The 16,677-nt window shown below is 68.0% G+C and carries 16 protein-coding genes and 2 riboswitches; of the genes, 13 read left to right on the top strand and 3 right to left on the bottom strand.

Annotation, left to right across the window (positions count from 1 at the left end):
* Nucleotides 1–10: 10 nt before the first annotated feature.
* Nucleotides 11–976, top strand: coding sequence for a threonine-phosphate decarboxylase CobD (gene cobD, locus N2603_RS29530; protein ID WP_260384899.1), 966 nt, complete (start codon nucleotides 11–13; stop codon nucleotides 974–976).
* Here cobD and N2603_RS29525 read toward each other — a convergent pair.
* Both N2603_RS29525 and cobO read right to left on the bottom strand, forming a co-directional pair.
* Nucleotides 965–2,413, bottom strand: a complete 1,449-nt coding sequence (locus tag N2603_RS29525) for a cobyric acid synthase (protein ID WP_260384898.1) — start codon at nucleotides 2,411–2,413, stop codon at nucleotides 965–967. The genes cobD and N2603_RS29525 overlap by 12 nt on opposite strands.
* A 5-nt stretch (nucleotides 2,414–2,418) precedes the next feature.
* The gene (cobO, locus tag N2603_RS29520; protein WP_260384897.1) at nucleotides 2,419–3,054 is read right to left on the bottom strand and encodes a cob(I)yrinic acid a,c-diamide adenosyltransferase; all 636 of its coding nucleotides are present in this window, start codon (nucleotides 3,052–3,054) and stop codon (nucleotides 2,419–2,421) included.
* Nucleotides 3,055–3,094: 40 nt separating this feature from the next.
* A riboswitch (cobalamin riboswitch) is annotated at nucleotides 3,095–3,314 on the top strand.
* A gap of 95 nt (nucleotides 3,315–3,409) precedes the next feature.
* Between cobO and N2603_RS29515 the strand changes: the two genes are divergently transcribed.
* From N2603_RS29515 to cobJ, 7 genes are read left to right on the top strand one after another with little or no spacing between them, the layout of a single operon-like run.
* Nucleotides 3,410–3,784 carry a DUF1636 family protein gene (locus N2603_RS29515; protein WP_027558954.1) on the top strand — a complete coding sequence of 125 codons (375 nt, stop codon included), beginning with the start codon at nucleotides 3,410–3,412 and terminating at the stop codon, nucleotides 3,782–3,784.
* Nucleotides 3,781–4,815: a cobalamin biosynthesis protein CobW gene (gene cobW, locus N2603_RS29510; RefSeq protein ID WP_260384896.1), complete on the top strand. Its 1,035-nt coding sequence runs from the start codon at nucleotides 3,781–3,783 to the stop codon at nucleotides 4,813–4,815. Before N2603_RS29515 ends, cobW begins: the two co-directional genes overlap by 4 nt.
* Complete coding sequence (gene cobN / locus N2603_RS29505; protein ID WP_260384895.1) at nucleotides 4,815–8,063, top strand: cobaltochelatase subunit CobN; 3,249 nt, start codon at nucleotides 4,815–4,817, stop codon at nucleotides 8,061–8,063. The genes cobW and cobN overlap by 1 nt, the downstream gene beginning before the upstream one ends.
* On the top strand, nucleotides 8,060–9,223 hold the full coding sequence (gene cobG, locus N2603_RS29500) for a precorrin-3B synthase (protein WP_260384894.1): 1,164 nt from the start codon (nucleotides 8,060–8,062) through the stop codon (nucleotides 9,221–9,223). The genes cobN and cobG overlap by 4 nt, the downstream gene beginning before the upstream one ends.
* Nucleotides 9,223–9,852, top strand: a complete 630-nt coding sequence (locus N2603_RS29495) for a precorrin-8X methylmutase (protein ID WP_260384893.1) — start codon at nucleotides 9,223–9,225, stop codon at nucleotides 9,850–9,852. Before cobG ends, N2603_RS29495 begins: the two co-directional genes overlap by 1 nt.
* Before the next feature lie 2 nt (nucleotides 9,853–9,854).
* Entirely contained in the window at nucleotides 9,855–10,586 is a 732-nt protein-coding gene (locus N2603_RS29490) for a precorrin-2 C(20)-methyltransferase (RefSeq protein ID WP_260384892.1), read from the top strand.
* Nucleotides 10,583–11,317 (top strand): precorrin-3B C(17)-methyltransferase, encoded by a 735-nt coding sequence (cobJ, locus tag N2603_RS29485; RefSeq protein WP_260384891.1) that lies wholly within the window; start codon nucleotides 10,583–10,585, stop codon nucleotides 11,315–11,317. Before N2603_RS29490 ends, cobJ begins: the two co-directional genes overlap by 4 nt.
* Here the strand turns inward: cobJ and N2603_RS29480 are convergent.
* On the bottom strand, nucleotides 11,293–12,039 hold the full coding sequence (locus N2603_RS29480; RefSeq protein ID WP_260384890.1) for a cobalt-precorrin-6A reductase: 747 nt from the start codon (nucleotides 12,037–12,039) through the stop codon (nucleotides 11,293–11,295). The genes cobJ and N2603_RS29480 overlap by 25 nt on opposite strands.
* A 10-nt stretch (nucleotides 12,040–12,049) precedes the next feature.
* Here N2603_RS29480 and cbiT point away from each other — a divergent pair, with 10 nt between their 5' ends.
* Genes cbiT through cobA form a run of 5 tightly spaced genes read left to right on the top strand, consistent with a single transcriptional unit; the run spans nucleotide 12,050 to nucleotide 16,413 of the window.
* Complete coding sequence (gene cbiT, locus N2603_RS29475; RefSeq protein WP_260424291.1) at nucleotides 12,050–13,231, top strand: precorrin-6Y C5,15-methyltransferase (decarboxylating) subunit CbiT; 1,182 nt, start codon at nucleotides 12,050–12,052, stop codon at nucleotides 13,229–13,231.
* Nucleotides 13,228–13,596, top strand: a complete 369-nt coding sequence (locus N2603_RS29470) for a cobalamin biosynthesis protein (protein WP_260384889.1) — start codon at nucleotides 13,228–13,230, stop codon at nucleotides 13,594–13,596. Before cbiT ends, N2603_RS29470 begins: the two co-directional genes overlap by 4 nt.
* The gene (cobM, locus tag N2603_RS29465; RefSeq protein ID WP_260384888.1) at nucleotides 13,593–14,375 is read left to right on the top strand and encodes a precorrin-4 C(11)-methyltransferase; all 783 of its coding nucleotides are present in this window, start codon (nucleotides 13,593–13,595) and stop codon (nucleotides 14,373–14,375) included. Before N2603_RS29470 ends, cobM begins: the two co-directional genes overlap by 4 nt.
* Entirely contained in the window at nucleotides 14,375–15,685 is a 1,311-nt protein-coding gene (locus tag N2603_RS29460; protein WP_260384887.1) for a cobyrinic acid a,c-diamide synthase CobB, read from the top strand. Before cobM ends, N2603_RS29460 begins: the two co-directional genes overlap by 1 nt.
* A complete protein-coding gene (cobA, locus tag N2603_RS29455; protein WP_260384886.1) occupies nucleotides 15,682–16,413 on the top strand; it encodes a uroporphyrinogen-III C-methyltransferase in 732 nt (243 codons plus the stop codon). The genes N2603_RS29460 and cobA overlap by 4 nt, the downstream gene beginning before the upstream one ends.
* Nucleotides 16,414–16,458: 45 nt before the next feature.
* Nucleotides 16,459–16,677, top strand: a riboswitch (cobalamin riboswitch).

Below are 16,677 nucleotides of genomic sequence, written 5' to 3'. Positions count from 1 at the left end.
AGAACGGAGCATGCGCGAGCACGGTGGAAATCTCGATCTGGCCCAGCAGCGTTTCGGCGGCCGCGCCGAGGACTGGATCGACCTGTCGACGGGGATCAACCGGGTGCCTTATCCGGTGGGCGAGGTGAGCATGCGCGCCTGGAGCGCGCTGCCGTCGCGTGCCGAGATCGATGCGTTGCATCAGGCCGCGCGGCACGCCTACCGCACGAGCGCACCGGTCGTCGCAATGGGCGGCGCGCAAGCCGCCATTCAACTATTGCCGCAAGTCGCGCCGTGTGGCCGCGCCCGCATTCTCGCGCCGACCTACAATGAATACGCCGGAGTCCTCTCGGCTGCGGGCTGGGATGTCCAGGAGGTCAGAGACCTTCAGGCATTGGCAGGCGCGGACCTCGCCATCATCGTCAATCCCAACAATCCGGACGGCCGGTGCTACGCGCCGAATGATTTGCTTGCACTGCTGCCGCGCGTCGGCCGTCTCGTCGTTGACGAGAGTTTTGCCGATGCCGTTCCTAATCTGTCGCTTGCGTCGGTCGCGGATCGGCCGGGACTGCTGATCCTGCGCTCGTTCGGAAAGTTTTATGGCCTTGCTGGTCTGCGGCTTGGGTTCGCGATCGGCAATGGAGCCGACGTCGGCAAGCTCGCGGCGGCCTCGGGCCCATGGCCGATCTCTGGAGCTGCGATTGCGATCGGCTGCCGCGCCTTGCGCGACGATGCCTGGGCTGAGGCCACCTCGGCGCGTCTCGCACGCGACTGCTTACGGCTCGACGCGATGGTGCAGTCGCAAGGCTGGGCGCTGATGGGCGGCACGCCGCTGTTTCGTCTCTACGAGACGCCCGACGCGCTGGCCGCGCAGGAGAAGCTGGCGCGCGGCCAGATCTGGTCGCGGGTGTTCGCGAAAGAGCCGACATGGCTGCGGCTCGGGCTCCCCGGCAGCGAACCCGAATGGTCGCGCCTTGCCGAGGTTCTAGCGCGCTAGCGCCAGCAGGCCTTCGACGTCGAGATGCTTTTCAATGTGGTCGGCGAGGGCCTCGAGTGCGCTCTCGACCCTGATGTGATAGGGCTCGTCGCCCGCGGGAATATCGAGCTTCGCCAGATACGCCTTGCGGAAATCATCCGACGTGAACAGGCCGTGCAGATAGCTGCCCTGCACGCGGCCATCCCTGGAGATCGCGCCTTCCGGCTCGCCGTTCAGTTTCGCGAACGGACGGGCGCGATCGGGCCCGTCGGTGCGACCGATATGGATTTCGTAGGCCTCGATCGGCTGATCGGTCGCGGCGTGTACGGCCGCGACACGCGTCAGCGTCTTCTGCGGGCTCATCACTGTCTCGATGTCCAGAAGTCCAAGCCCCGGTGTGTCGCCTGCTGAACCTTCGATGCCTTCAGGGTCGGCGACGCTGTGCCCGAGCATCTGATAGCCGCCGCAGAGGCCAAGCACATAGCCGCCGCGGCGGTGATGCGCGAGCAGATCGATGTCCCAACCCTGCGCGCGCAGGAAGGCGAGATCGCCGCGGGTGGATTTTGAGCCGGGAATGATCACGAGCCTGACGTCGCCGGGGATCGCTTCGCCCGGACGGACCATGACGAGATCGACGTTCGCCTCGAGCTTGAGCGGATCGAGATCGTCGAAATTGGCAATCCGCGACAGCGCGAGGCACGCGATCTTGCACTGGCCGGGCTTGCGCGCGTCGCTGAGGCCCAGCGCGTCCTCGGCCGGCAACTCGCCGGCGCGCGCGAACCAGGGCAGCACGCCGAGGCCGCGCCACGACGTTTTCTGCTCGATCAGCCTGTAGCCGTCGTCGAACAGCGTGGGATCGCCGCGGAACTTGTTGATGACAAAGCCCTGGATCATCGCGGCATCATCAGGGTCGATCACCGTCTTGATGCCGACGAGCTGGGCGATGACGCCGCCGCGGTCGATGTCGCCGACCAGCACGACCGGAACGTCGGCCTTGCGTGCAAACCCCATATTGGCGATGTCGGCCTTGCGCAGGTTCACCTCGGCCGGACTGCCGGCGCCTTCGACCAGCACCAGATCAGAGCGCGCCTTGAGCCGCTCGAAACTCTCGAGCACCGCGCCCATCAGCGACGGCTTCATCGCCGCATATTCGCGCGCGCGCGCGGTGGCGATGCGCTTTCCCTGCACGACGACCTGCGCGCCGACATCGGTCTCGGGCTTGAGCAGCACCGGGTTCATGTCGGTGTGCGGCTCGACGCCGGCGGCGAGCGCCTGCAGCGCCTGGGCGCGGCCGATCTCGCCGCCATCGACGGTGACGGCCGCGTTGTTCGACATGTTCTGCGGCTTGAACGGGAGCACACGCAGGCCGCGCCGCGTGAAGGCGCGCGCAAGACCGGCGACGATGAGCGACTTGCCCACGTCCGAGCCGGCCCCCTGGATCATCAATGCGCGCGCCATCGAATTCAGAACTCGACGCCGGCCTGCGCCTTGATGCCGGAACGGAACGGATGTTTCACCAGCGTCATCTCGGTGACGAGGTCGGCGATCTCGATCAGCTCGTCCTTGGCGTTGCGTCCGGTGAGCACGACATGCGTCATCTCAGGCTTCTGCGTCGTCAGGAACTCGACCACCTCGGCGATGTCGAGATAGTCGTAGCGCAGCGCGATGTTGATCTCGTCGAGCACGACCATGCGCAAATTCGGATCGAGGATCAGCTCCTTGGCCTTCTCCCAGCCGGCGCGCGCGGCGGCGATGTCGCGGGCGCGGTCCTGCGTCTCCCAGGTGAAACCTTCGCCCATGGCGTGGAACTGGCAGAGCTCGCCGAAATGGCCGGTGAGCAGGCGGCGTTCGCCGGTATCCCAGGCGCCCTTGATGAACTGCACCACCGCGCAAGGGAAGCCATGGGCGACGCAGCGGACGATCATGCCGAAGGCGGAGGAGGATTTGCCCTTGCCCGCGCCGGTATGGACGATGATCAGGCCCTTTTCGCCGCTCTTGGTCGCCATGATCTTGTCGCGGGCGGCCTTCTTCTTCGCCATTTTCTGGGCGTGCCGGGCGTCGGTTTCATCGGCCGTCTGGCTATCCGGTTCAGGCGTCATCTGACGGGGTCCTTCGGCTTGACAAGAGGCGGCCGGGGGCAAATGGTGGCCCGGCGTTGGTTCCTGTCCTATGACAGGCGAAGAGGGAATGCGATAGGGTCCGAATCGGCAAGATTTGGGTCCAAAATGCAGCCGCCCCCGCGACCGTGACCGGAGAGATGCCCGAAGCCACTGATTCCCACCGGAATCGGGAAGGCGGGGATCGAAGGGCAAAACCCTGCTCCGCAAGCCGGGAGACCTGCCAGCGCGGACGAGTTTTGGACCGGCGGACGGGGTGTTCCGCGACGGGGAAGCGGGCCTTCAGGAGAATGGTCCGTGCGCCTCTTCGCTTCCCGCTGTTTATCTGGAAGAGGCGATGACCGTCACACTTCACGTCTGCATCACCTGCCGCGCCGGCCAGACGCTTGGCGAGGGCGAGACGACACCCGGCAAGCGCCTGCATGGCGCGATCCTCGAAGCGGGCGTGCCCGAGGGCGTCAATGTGGTTCCCGTCGAATGCCTGTCGGCCTGCAGCCAGGGCTGCTCGGTCGCGCTCAGCGCTCCCGGCCGCTGGTCCTATGTCTATGGGCGCCTGTCGGATGCGAATGCGCAGGACGTCGTCGCGGGCGCCGCGGCCTATGCGGCCGCGCCCGACGGCCTCGTGCCCTGGCGCAGCCGCCCCGAGATCTTCCGCAAGCAGTCGCTTGCCCGCATTCCCCCCATTGCCGTGTTGCCGGAGGCCGCCGAATGAACTCGCTCGCAAAAGTCCCTGTCACGGTGGTCACGGGCTTCCTCGGCTCCGGCAAGACAACGCTGATCCAGCATCTGCTCAGCAATGCCAACGGCAAGAAGCTCGCGGTGCTCGTCAACGAGTTCGGCAGCGAGGGTGTCGACGGCGAGATCCTGAAATCCTGCGCCGACGCCAATTGCCCCGAGGAGAACATCGTCGAGCTCGCCAATGGCTGCATCTGCTGCACCGTCGCCGACGATTTCATCCCGACCATGGAGCAATTGCTGGCGCGTCCCGTACGGCCCGATCACATCCTGATCGAGACGTCGGGCCTGGCGCTGCCCAAGCCGCTGCTGAAGGCGTTCGACTGGCCTGAAATCCGCTCGCGCATCACGGTCGATGGCGTGATTGCGCTGGCTGATGCCGAAGCCGTTGCCGCCGGCCGCTTCGCGCCCGATCCGGATGCGGTCGAGGCGCAGCGCGCAGCAGACGAGAATCTCGATCACGAGACGCCGCTGTCGGAAGTGTTCGAGGACCAGATCGCCTGCGCCGACATCGTGCTGCTGACCAAGGCCGATCTGGCCGGCAGCGCCGGAATTGAAGCCGCCAAGGCCGCGATCACTGCCGAGATGCCGCGCCGCGTGCCGATGTTGCCCGTCACGGACGGTGCGATCGATGCGCGCGTCATCCTCGGTCTGGGCGCTGCCGCCGAGAACGATCTCGCCGCGCGTCCATCGCATCATGATGGCGAGGAGGAGCACGAGCATGATGATTTCGCATCCGTCGTGATCGATCTTCCTGAGGTTGCCGATATCGAAGCGCTGGTCGCATCGGTGCAGCGCTTGGCGCGCGAGCAGAATGTGCTGCGCGCCAAAGGCTACATCGCCGTCGCCGGCAAGCCGATGCGCCTGCTGCTGCAGGCGGTGGGCGAGCGCGTGCGCCACCAGTTCGACAAGCCCTGGGGCGCGGGTCTCAGGCAGTCCAAGCTCGTCGTGATCGGCGAGCATGGCGACATCGACGAGGCCGCGATCAGGTCAGGACTCGGCATCTGATGCACGTCGTCTTCCGCGAGAGCCGCGGTCTGGAGGAGACCGCGACGCCAAGAGACATCGGCCAGGACCCGGCCGATCTCGTGGTGCTCTCGTACTCGGATTCCGATCTTGCCGCGTTCGCGGCCGGCTGGCGGCGTGGCCGCGACAGCCTGCCGTCGCTGCGGCTCGCCAATCTCGCGGAACTACGACATCCACTCTCGGTCGACACCTATATCGAGCGCACGCTGTCGCAGGCGCGCGGAATCCTGGTGCGCCTGATCGGCGGCGAGTCCTACTGGCAGTACGGGCTCGCAGCGCTGCAGCAACTTGCGAAGGATCGCAACATCGTGCTGGCCGTGCTGCCGGCCGACGGTCGCGACGACACGCGGCTCGATGCGTATTCGACCTTGCCGGTGTCCACGCTGCGCCGGCTCAAGGTGCTCTGCGACACCGGCGGCCCGGTCGCGGCGCAAGCGGCGATCGCGCAGCTCGCGCTCGCGTCGGGGCTTTATGCGGGCCCGGTCGTCGGCGAGATGACGGTGCCCGAGATGGGCTTCTACGATCCTGCGCGCGGTGTCATCCCGGCGCCGGTCGCGGCGGAGGGAAAGCCGCGCGCGCTGGTGACGTTCTATCGCTCCTATCTCACCGCTGCCGATACCGGCCCTGTCGATGCGCTCATCGCGGCGTTGCGCGACAAGGGTATTGACGCGCATGGCGTGTTCGTCACCTCGCTGAAGGCCGCGGGCGTTGCCGATTGGCTGCGCGCGCATCTCGCGCAAAATCCGGCGGCCGCGATCGTCAATGCGACGGCGTTTTCCGCGGTTGGCGACGACGGCACCACGCCATTCGAGGCCGCATCCTGCCCGGTGTTCCAGGTCGCGCTCTCCACGGCGCGGCGCGAGGACTGGGCGGAATCGCTGCGCGGCCTTTCGCCCGGCGATCTCGCGATGCATGTGGTGCTGCCCGAGGTCGATGGCCGCGTTTTCGCGGGCGTGGTGAGCTTCAAGTCGGCTGCGGAGCGCGATCCCGATTTGCAGTTCTCGCATCTGGCGCACAGGCCCGACCAGGAGCGCGCAACGGCCGTCGCCGCGCGTGTCGCGGCCTGGTGGCAGCTGGCGGTGAAACCGGCCGGCCAGAAGCGCGTGGCGATCGTCCTCTCGAACTATCCGGGCCGTCCGCACCAGATCGCACATGCGGTTGGTCTCGATGCACTGGCGTCAGTTGAGGCATTGGTGTCAGATCTCGCGGAGGCCGGATTCAATGTCGCGCCGGTTCATGCACTCGGCGAGACGCTGCTCAAGCAGCAATTGACCTGGAGCGTTGCGGAGTACCGCGCAGCGTTATCGCGCCTGCCGCAATCGCTGCAGGACGATCTCGCGCAAGCCTGGGGCGCGCCGGAGACTGATCCAAGCTGCCGCGAAGGCGCGTTTCATTTCGCGGCCATCACTTGCGGCAACTCGATCATCGCGGTCCAGCCGGAGCGCGGCGATGCGGCAACGCGCGATGCCGACTATCACGATCTCGCCCGCACGCCGCGCCATGCCTATGTCGCGTTCTATCTGTGGCTTCGGCAACAGAGCTGCGATGCCGTCGTGCACATGGGGGCGCATGGTACGCTGGAATGGCTGCCCGGAAAATCCGTCGCGCTGTCATCGGGCTGCTGGCCGGAAGCCTTGATCGGCGATCTCCCCGTCATCTATCCCTTCATCGTCAACGATCCCGGCGAGGCCGCACAGGCCAAGCGGCGCCTGGGGGCCGTCACGATCGGTCACCTGCCGCCGCCGCTCGCAGCATCCGCGGTGCCGGAAGGCCTGCGCCGCCTCGAGCGCCTCCTCGACGAATATTCGACCGCCGATGGTCTCGATCCCGCCCGTCGCCAGCGATTGATCGCGGCAATCCGCGACGAGGCGCGCGCGGCGGGCCTCGAGGACGATCTCGGCCTCGATGCCTCTGCCGCACCGGCCGAAGCGATCCCGCGCATCGACCGCTTCGTCTGCGATCTCAAGGAGAGTCAGTTCGGCGACGGCCTGCACGTGTTCGGCCGCGGCGCCTGTGCTGATGCGGAGCGCGACGCCCTGCGTGCTGCGCTTGCAGGACAACGCGTCGCGCCGGGGCCATCGGGCTCGCCCTATCGCGGCCGGCAGGACGTCTTGCCGACCGGGCGCAATCTCTTCGCCGTCGATCCGCGCGCGGTGCCGACACCGTCGGCGCATGCGCAGGGGATAAAACTCGCCGAAGAGCTGCTGCGGCGTCATCTGCAGGATCACGGCGACTGGCCGAAGGGCCTCGTCGTCGATCTCTGGGGCTCGGCGACCATGCGCACCGCCGGCGAGGAATTTGCCATGGCGCTGCATCTGGCCGGCCTCGCGCCGCGCTGGGATCATGCCTCCGGCCGTGTCACGGGTTATGACATCATCGCGCCGGGCGAGCTCGGCCGCCCCCGGATTGATGTCACGCTGCGCGTGTCAGGTCTGTTCCGTGACGTCTTCTCCGGTCTTGCGCAATTGTTCGAGGCCGCATCCGAGGCGCTCGCGTCGCGCGACGACGAGGGCGAGGAGAATCCGTATCGCCAGCGCACCTCCCGCGTGTTCGCGCCGCGTCCCGGACAATACGGCGTCGGCCTGTCGGCGATCCCGGATGCCTTCACGCTGGAGACGCGCGAAGCGGCCGGCGAGGCCTGGCTGTCGGCGTCATCCTGGGCGTTCTCCGCCGATGGCGAGATCAGGGCCGATCGTGCCGGCATCGAACAGCGGCTCGCCTCTGCCGACGCCTTCGTCCACGTCCAGGACTTGCCTGAAACCGATCTGCTGCTCGCCGCGGATTATGCCGCGCATGAAGCCGGCGTCGCGGCAGCGGCCGCGCATCTCGGCGGAACCACGCCCTCGCTCTATCACCTCGACGCAACGCGCCCCGACCAGCCGCACGCGCGCACGTTGACGGAGGAAATCTCGCGCGTGGTCCGCGCGCGCGCGGCCAATCCGGCCTGGATCGCCGGCATGATGCGCCATGGTTTTCGCGGCGCCGCCGAGATCACCGCGACGCTCGAGCACATGGCGGCCTTCGCCCATCTGGCGGGCGCCGTGCCGCCGCATCTGTTCGATCTGTACTACGACGCGACGCTGGGCAACGAGGACGTCAGCGCCTTCATGGCCCGCGAAAATCCGGCGGCGCTTGCCGCGATGGAGACCTGCTTCACCCGTCTGCATGAAGCCTCGCTCTGGCGGACCCGCCGCAACTCGATCGCGGCCGCGCTGAGGGAGGCCTCATGAGCGCGGTTATGGTCAAGGGCTGGTGCCCCGGTGCGCTGCGACCGATGCAATCAGGCGACGGCCTCGTCGTCCGCGTGCGGCCGTTCGGAGGGCGGCTCGATGCGGCGCAGGTGTCTGGACTTGCGCATCTGGCCGAACGCCATGGCAACGGCCTGATCGACGTCACCAGCCGCGCCAATCTCCAGATCAGGGGCGTCAGCGACAGCAGCCACCGGCTGCTGCTCGACGGGCTCGCGCAGCTGGCGCTGCTCGACCCGGACGCCGACACCGAATCCCGGCGCAACATCCTGGTGACGCCGTTCTGGCGCGCCGGTGACGAGACCCAGGCGCTCGCCGCCGAGCTCGAGGAGGCGCTCGAGAACAGCACACTCGCGCTCCCGAGCAAATTCGGCTTCGCCGTCGATGACGGCAGCTCGCGTATGCTCGCCGGCGATTCCGCTGATGTGCGGATCGAGCGCGATCGCGCCGGTGGACTGCTGGTGCGGGCCGATGGCGCCAAGCTCGGCCGTTCCGTGGCGCGCGGTGAGGCCGTGACCACCGCGCTCGCGCTCGCAAGCTGGTTCGTGACATCAGGCGGTGCCAGGGGCGGGCGAGGGCGCATGGCCGCGCATCTCGCAGCCGGTGCGGAATTGTCTGACGCGTTGCGCGGCGAGGCTGAACCTGCGCCGGTGATGGCCGCGGCGCGTCCCGGCCTCTATCCGCAGGGCGCGCTGGTCGGCATCGCCTTCGGGCAGATGCCGCATGCGACGCTCAACCAGTTCGCCGGTTGCGGACATGCGCTGCGCATGACGCCATGGCGGATGGTCCTGAGCGAAGACAAGCGAACGATGCCGTCCGCGGCCGGACTCATCACTGAGGCCTACGATCCGGCGCTGCGCGTCATTGCCTGCAGCGGTGCGCCGCGCTGTCGCGAGGCCCACGCCGACACCCGCGCGCTGGCAGCCGCGCTCGCGCCCAACATCGGCGCGGCGGCGCGGCTTCACGTCTCCGGCTGTGCCAAGGGCTGCGCGCATTCCGGCGCGGCCGCGATCACGCTGGTCGCGACCGGCGCCGGCTTCGATCTCGTGCGCGGCGGATCGACACGCGATGAACCCATCCTGCGCGGGCTGAGCCGCGACGACATCGTCGGCAATCCCACCATCCTGCTGGGAGGGCATTGATGCCGCACGTTTACGAGACCGATGGCGCGGCGATCTACCGGCAGTCCTTTGCGACCATTCGCGCGGAAGCTGATCTTGCCCGCTTCACAGCCGATGAGGAGCAGGTCGTGGTGCGGATGATCCATGCCGCTGGCATGGTGGGCCTCGAGGCGCACATCCGCTTTACGTCAGGCATGGCGAGTGCTGCGCGCGCAGCGCTGCAGAAGGGCGCCCCGGTCCTGTGCGATGCGCGCATGGTCTCCGAGGGGATCACGCGCGCGAGACTGCCGGCCGACAATGCCGTGATCTGCACCCTCGGTGACGCCGCTGTTCCCGCGTTGGCGCAGTCCATGCGCAACACACGCTCGGCTGCCGCCCTTGAGCTGTGGCGGCCGCACCTCGACGGCGCGATCGTTGCGATCGGCAACGCGCCGACCGCGCTGTTTCATCTCCTCAACATGCTGGAGGACCGCGACTGCCCGCGGCCGGCAGTGATCATCGGCTGTCCGGTCGGCTTCGTCGGCGCGGCCGAATCCAAGGCCGCGCTGATGGCCGATCCACCCGTGCCGGCGCTGACGGTCGAGGGCCGCCTCGGGGGCTCGGCGATCACGGTCGCTGCCGTGAACGCGCTGGCGAGCCGGAGCGAATAGTCATGGGACGCATCATCTGCTGCGGTCTCGGCCCCGGCGATCCCGATCTGATGAGCGTGCGCGCCGATCGCACGGTGCGCGCCGCGCAGCACGTCGCCTATTTCCGCAAGAAGGGTCGGCCCGGCCAGGCGCGCCGCATCGTCGAGGGTATGCTCGCAAGCGACGTCACCGAATATCCCATGGAATATCCTGTGACGACGGAGATCGCGTTCGACAGCCCCGAATACGTGCAACTGCTCGCCGGATTCTACGATGAGTGGGCCGAGCGCCTGGCGCGGCTGGCGCGTGCGGTCGACGTCATCGTGCTCTGTGAGGGCGATCCCTACTTCTACGGCTCCTTCATGCATCTGCACACGCGTCTGCAAGGCCGCGTCGAGATCGAGGTGATCGCAGGCATCCCCGGCATGGTCGGCTGCTGGAATGGCGTGGGACAACCAATCGCGCTCGGCGATGACGTGACGACGGTGCTGATGGGGACGCTTCCCGAAAGCGAGCTCGAACGCCGCATGCGCGATTCCGACGCGCTGGTCGTCATGAAAACCGGCCGCAATCTCGCAAAAGTGCGTCGGGCGCTCGCGTCCGCCGGGCGGCTGGACGATGCCTGGCTAGTCGAGCGCGGCACCATGCCGGGCGAGCGCGTGGTGCGGCTTGCCGAGATCGATGCGGCCGACTGTCCCTATTTTGCGATCGTGCTCGTGCACGGCAAGGGCCGCCATCTGGACGCGGCCGAATGACGGGCACGCTGACAATCGCGGGCCTCGGCCCCGGCAGTGAGGCGCTGGTGACGCCGGAGGTTTCCGCCGCGCTCGCGACCGCGACGGATATTGTGGGCTACAAGCCTTACGTCTCGCGCGTGCCGCCGCGACCGGGTCTCAAGCTGCATCCATCCGACAACCGCGAAGAGCTGCAACGCGCGAGCGAGGCGTTGCGTCTGGCCGCCGAAGGCGGGCAGGTCGTCGTCGTCTCCTCAGGCGATCCCGGCGTCTTCGCCATGGCGTCCGCCGTGTTCGAAGCGCTCGAACAGGCGCCGCAATATCGGGAACTGCCGATCCGCGTGCTGCCGGGCATCACCGCGATGCTGGCGGCGGCCGCGCGGGCCGGCGCGCCGCTCGGACACGACTTCTGCGCGATCAACCTCTCCGATAATCTCAAGCCATGGGCGGTGATCGAGAAGCGTCTGCGGCTCGCGGCGGAGGGCGATTTTGCGATCGCGATGTACAACCCCCGTTCGGCGAGCCGGCCTGAGGGATTTGGCCGCGCGCTGGCGGTGTTGAAAGAGTCCGGCTGCGGCGAGCGCCTCGTGATCTTTGCGCGTGCGATCAGTGCCGCAGACGAGAAGATCGAGACCGTCTCGCTGAACGAGGCTCGGCCCGAGATGGCCGACATGCGGACTCTCGTCATCGTCGGCAATTCGCAGACGCGCCGCGTCGGCCGCTGGGTCTATGCACCGAGGCGGGTAGAATGACCGAGCCACTGCATCACGTCGGCGACGCTCTCGACCCGCGGACGTTCGGGCAGTTTTGGTCGCGAGATCATGACCACGGGAAGGCCGATCACGCGCGCTGCGTCGATCTTGGCGCGCGCGCCGTCGCCGCCGGAATTGCGGGCGACGATCCAGGCGATGCCACGGCTCCGCATCATCTCCAGCTCGCCCTCAAGCGTGAACGGTCCGCGCGACACGATCACGTCGGCTGCGAAGGGCAGGGGCGCATCGGGCGGATCGACGAACCGCAGCGTGTAGGCGTGCTGAGGCTTGCTCGCGAATGGCGCGATGTGCTGGCGGCCAATGGCGAGAAAGACGCGCGCAGGCGTCTCGGGCAGCTCTGCGACGGCCGCGTTGACGTCGTCGACCTCGATCCAGTTGTCGCCTTGCGTCCTGTCCCATGGCAGACGTTCGAGCGCGATCAACGGCGTACCGGCTTCGGCGCACGCCGCAACCGCATTGCGGCTCATCTCGGCAGCGAACGGATGCGTCGCGTCGATCACGTGCGTGATGCCTTCGCGGCGAATGTAGTCGGCAAGCCCGCTCACGCCGCCGAAGCCGCCGATGCGGGTCGGCAGCGGCTGGTCGGCGGGCGCGCGGGTGCGGCCGCCATAGGAATAGACGGCATCGATGCGCGCGCGCGCGATCTCCGCTGCGAGCGAGCTCGCATCGGCCGTTCCGCCCAGAATGAGGGCGCGCGTCATGGCTAATTCCTTGGCTGATCCCTGGCTGACAATCATCGGTATCGGTGAAGATGGCCTTGCCGGGCTGTCGGACGCAAGCCGAAACGCACTTGCGCGGGCCGAAACCGTGTTCGGTGGTGAGCGCCACCTCGCGCTTGCAGATGTGGGGAGCCGCGGCCGTTCGTGGCCGGTGCCGTTCGATGCCGATGTCGTGCTGAGCTGCCGCGGCAGGCCGACGGTGGTGCTCGCCTCCGGCGATCCGTTCTGGCATGGCGCCGGCGCGAGCATCGCCGAGAAGCTGCAGGCTGGCGAATGGATCGCGCATTCCGCGCCGTCGACCTTCTCACTTGCGGCCGCGCGGCTGGGCTGGCGACTCGAATCCGCCGTCTGCCTCGGGCTTCACGCCGCGCCTTTCGAGCGCCTCGTGCCGCATCTGGCGCGAGGGGCGCGCATCATCTGCCTCGTGCGCGATGGGAAGGCGGCGGGTGATCTTGCAAAATGGTTGAGCGAGCGCGGTTGGGGAGTCTCGGCCTTCTGGATGCTCGCTGCGCTGGGCGGGCCGCGCGAGAGCATCAGGGAATATCGCGCCGACGGCTTTGCCGGCGATCTCACAGGAAACCTGGTTGTAGTCGCACTTGAAGCGAAGGGAGCTCAGGGCATCCCCCGCAGCACGGGACTGTCAGACGATCTCTTCATCCATGACGGCCAGATCACCAAGCGACCCGTGCGCGCGCTGGCGCTCTCGACGCTGGCGCCGCGTCCCGGCGAGCGGCTATGGGATATCGGCGCCGGATCGGGCTCGATCTCGGTGGAGTGGGCGCTGTGTGGTGGGACGGCGACTGCGGTGGAAGCGCGCGAGGATCGCGCGGCGAATATCCGCAAGAATGCGGCTGCGTTCGGACTGGCGCATCGCATCACCATTGTTGAGGGGAAAGCGCCCGGAGCTCTCGCTGCGCTGGACGCGCCGGACGCCGTCTTCATCGGCGGCGGTCTCGATAGCGCGATGTTCGACGTCATCTGGTCGCGGCTGGCACCGGGGGCACGCCTGGTTACGCATGCGGTGACGCTGGAGACGGAAGCGCTGCTCGGCGAGCTGCATCAGCGCCATGGCGGCGAGTTGATGCAGGTCGAGATCGCGCATGCTGCGCCGCTCGGCCGCTATCGCTCTTGGGAAGCGGCACGCCCGGTGGTGCAGTGGAGTGCGGTCCGATGAAGGTCGCTGGGCTCGGATTCAGAAAGGATGTCACACTGGCTTCGCTCGGCGAGGCGCTGCTGGCTGCCGGCGGCCCCGAAGGGCTCGCGGCGGTGGCAACTGTCAGCGACAAGGCCGACGCGGAGGCGCTGAAGCAACTCGCACGTGAGTGCGGTGTGCCGATCAGGGCCGTTCCAGCCGAGACACTGGCCGGCATCGACACGCTTACGCAATCGAAGCTCATCGCAGAGAAGTTCGGCACGGGATCGCTTGCCGAAGCTGCGGCGCTCGCGGCGGCGGGCCCTCGCGCGAGATTGATTGCGTCGCGCTCGGTCTCGCAGGACCACACAGCCACTGCCGCAATCGCGGAAGGAGACGGCCCATGACCGTGCATTTCATCGGCGCCGGGCCGGGCGCAGCCGATCTTCTCACCTTGCGCGGCCGCGACCTTATCGCGGCCTGTCCGGTCTGTCTCTATGCCGGCTCGCTGGTGCCCGAAGGCATCCTTGCGCATTGCCCACCCGGCGCGCGCATCGTCAACACCGCGCCGCTGTCGCTCGACGAAATCGTCGCGGAGATCGCTGCCGCGCATGCGGAGGGCAAGGACGTCGCGCGGCTGCATTCCGGCGACCTCTCGATCTGGTCGGCGATGAGCGAGCAGCTCCGCCGCCTGCGCGCACTCGGCATTCCCTATTCGGTGACGCCCGGCGTTCCCTCGTTCTCCGCTGCAGCGGCAGCGCTGGAAACGGAGCTGACGCTGCCCGGCCTCGCCCAGACCGTGGTGCTGACGCGCACGCCGGGCCGCGCCAGCGCGATGCCTGAAGGCGAGAAGCTCGCCGCGTTCGCCGCGACCGGCGCGGTGCTTGCGATCCATCTCTCGATCCATCTGCTCGACCAGGTCGTCACCGAGCTCACGCCGCATTACGGCGCGGATTGCCCGGTTGCGATCGTCTGGCGTGCGAGCTGGCCGGATCAGCGCATCGTGCGCGCAACGTTGGCAACACTCGATTCTGCCGTGGGTGTCGAGATGGAGCGCACCGCGCTGATCCTGGTCGGCAGGACGCTGGGTGCGGCGGATTTCGACGAGAGCCGCCTCTACGCCGCCGATTACGACCGCCGCTATCGCCCCGTGGGCGCCGAACCGCGCTTTCCGGAGGCCTCCTGATGCCGGCAGGGCTCGTCATCTCCGCACCTGCCTCCGGCGTCGGCAAGACCACGCTGACGCTGGCGCTCGCGCGCGCCTGGCGCAATCATGGTCTCAAGGTGCAGTGCTTCAAGAGCGGGCCGGATTATATCGATCCCGCGTTCCACGCGGCCGCCACGGGACGCGCCTCCGTCAATGTCGACAGCTGGGCGATGGACCGCGCGACGATCGCGCATCTCGTCAGCCGCGGCGCGGACGCCGACATTGTCCTCGCCGAAGGCTCGATGGGCCTGTTCGACGGCGTCGCCACGCGCGGCGTGTCCGGCACCGGTGCTTCGGCCGACATCGCGGAGATGCTGGGCTGGCCGGTGGTGCTGGTGATCGATCCCTCGGGGCAGGCGCAGACCGCGGCGGCGATCGCCGCGGGCCTTCGCGACTATCGCCCGGGCGTGCGCCTTGCCGGCGTCGTGCTCAATCGCGTTGCCAGCCCGCGCCACGAAGACCTCGTACGGCGCGCGCTGAACGATGCCGGCATCGCCGTGTTCGGCGCGTTGCCGCGTCACGCCGAGATCAGCCTGCCGAAGCGGCATCTCGGCCTGGTGCAGGCGGAGGAGCAGGCGGAGATCGGCAAGCTGATCGATGAGGCCGCGCGCTTCGTCGCCGAACATGTCGATCTCGATGCGGTGCTGCGCTTCGCTGCCAGCTGGTCGCCGCAACCTGCAACGAATGGGTTGAACGTGACGCCGCCCGGGCAGCGCATTGCGCTGGCACGCGACGCCGCGTTCTCCTTCGTCTATCCGCATATGCTGGAAGCCTGGCGTGCGGCCGGCGCCGAGATCACGACATTCTCGCCGCTTGCCGATGAAGTGCCCGACGCGAACGCCGACGTCTGCTGGCTTCCGGGCGGCTATCCCGAGCTTCATGCCGGAAAGATCGCAGCCAATACACGCTTCCGCAGCGGCTTGCGCGCGTTCGCCGAGACGCGGCCGGTGCACGGCGAGTGCGGAGGCTATATGGTGCTGGGCGCAGGCCTCACCGATGCCGACGGTGTCCGTCATGAGATGGCGGGCCTGCTCGGCCTGGAGACCAGCTTTGCCAAGCGCCGCATGCATCTGGGCTATCGTCTCGCCGCGCTGGCGGCGCCGATGCCGGGGCATCAGGCGGGCGCGCGCCTGCGCGGCCATGAGTTCCACTATTCGACCATCCTTGCCCAGCCCGATACGCCACTGGCGGTCGTGCATGATGCAACGGGCGCGGTCATCGCCGAGACCGGCTCGCAGCGCGGCCGTGCCACCGGCACATTCTTCCATCTGATCGCGGAGGACCGGTGAGCGGTTTTGTTTCCTTCGTCTCCGCCGGTCCCGGCGATCCCGAGCTCCTCACAGTGAAGGGCGCCACGCGGCTGCGCGAGGCCGACGTCGTGCTCTATGACGACCTTGCGTCCGGCGCGATCCTCGATCTCGCCCGGCCCGGGGCCAATCTCGTTGCGGTGGGGAAGCGGGCGGGGCGCCCCTCGACCAAGCAGCACCACGTCAATCGCCTCTTGGTCGACTACGCCGCAACCGGCGCACGCGTGGTGCGGCTGAAGTCCGGCGATGCCGGTATTTTCGGTCGACTCGAGGAGGAGATCGAGACGCTGCGCGAGGCCGGCATCGGCTACGAGATCGTTCCCGGCGTGACCTCGGCCTGCGTCGCCGCAGCGCAGGCAGGAATCCCGCTGACCCGACGCCACACCTCGCGCCGGGTGCAGTTCGTCACCGGGGCCGATGTCACCGGCGAGCTGCCGCCCAACCTGAACTGGGCGGCGCTGGCCGACCCTGAAGCGACCACCGTGGTCTATATGGGCCGGCGGACCTTTCCAGCGCTTGCCGCAAAATTGATCGCGCATGGCCTCGCCCCATCCACCCCGGCGCTGTTCGCCGAATCCCTCGGCCGACCTGACGAACGGCTGGTCCGCACCACGATTGCCGAGCTTGCCGAGCAGCTTGCACGGGGCGGGGCGGCTTCGACGGCCGCCGTGATCCTGTTCGGCGCGCTGGCAGGGGAATATCCGTCATGACCGCCACTGCCGCCGTTCGCCCCTTGACGCCCGCAATGCGAAAGGGGCACACAGGAGAGGCATGGTGCTCGACGCGGCGCAAAGCGCCGGAGCATAATCGGGAATGGGGATGGGCGGACCCAGTTGCGGCGCCCAAAACCCCAGCCGCCCCCGCGACTGTAAGCGGTGAGGGGCTCCGATCAGCCACTGGGCCGCGAGGTCCGGGAAGGCCGGAGAACCCAGTGAACCGCGAGCCAGGAGACCGGCCGTGCATGTTTTGAGGCC

It is taken from the genome of Bradyrhizobium huanghuaihaiense (assembly GCF_025200885.1).
Lineage (GTDB): Bacteria > Pseudomonadota > Alphaproteobacteria > Rhizobiales > Xanthobacteraceae > Bradyrhizobium > Bradyrhizobium huanghuaihaiense.
This window is presented reverse-complemented; position numbering and strand designations above follow the sequence as displayed.

Coding starts and splice junctions, on each gene's coding strand:
- cobD (WP_260384899.1), top strand. CDS start 11: ATGCGCGAGCACGGTGGAAATCTCGATCTGGCCCAGCAGCGTTTCGGC.
- N2603_RS29525 (WP_260384898.1), bottom strand. CDS start 2,413: ATGGCGCGCGCATTGATGATCCAGGGGGCCGGCTCGGACGTGGGCAAG.
- cobO (WP_260384897.1), bottom strand. CDS start 3,054: ATGACGCCTGAACCGGATAGCCAGACGGCCGATGAAACCGACGCCCGG.
- N2603_RS29515 (WP_027558954.1), top strand. CDS start 3,410: ATGACCGTCACACTTCACGTCTGCATCACCTGCCGCGCCGGCCAGACG.
- cobW (WP_260384896.1), top strand. CDS start 3,781: ATGAACTCGCTCGCAAAAGTCCCTGTCACGGTGGTCACGGGCTTCCTC.
- cobN (WP_260384895.1), top strand. CDS start 4,815: ATGCACGTCGTCTTCCGCGAGAGCCGCGGTCTGGAGGAGACCGCGACG.
- cobG (WP_260384894.1), top strand. CDS start 8,060: ATGAGCGCGGTTATGGTCAAGGGCTGGTGCCCCGGTGCGCTGCGACCG.
- N2603_RS29495 (WP_260384893.1), top strand. CDS start 9,223: ATGCCGCACGTTTACGAGACCGATGGCGCGGCGATCTACCGGCAGTCC.
- N2603_RS29490 (WP_260384892.1), top strand. CDS start 9,855: ATGGGACGCATCATCTGCTGCGGTCTCGGCCCCGGCGATCCCGATCTG.
- cobJ (WP_260384891.1), top strand. CDS start 10,583: ATGACGGGCACGCTGACAATCGCGGGCCTCGGCCCCGGCAGTGAGGCG.
- N2603_RS29480 (WP_260384890.1), bottom strand. CDS start 12,039: ATGACGCGCGCCCTCATTCTGGGCGGAACGGCCGATGCGAGCTCGCTC.
- N2603_RS29470 (WP_260384889.1), top strand. CDS start 13,228: ATGAAGGTCGCTGGGCTCGGATTCAGAAAGGATGTCACACTGGCTTCG.
- cobM (WP_260384888.1), top strand. CDS start 13,593: ATGACCGTGCATTTCATCGGCGCCGGGCCGGGCGCAGCCGATCTTCTC.
- N2603_RS29460 (WP_260384887.1), top strand. CDS start 14,375: ATGCCGGCAGGGCTCGTCATCTCCGCACCTGCCTCCGGCGTCGGCAAG.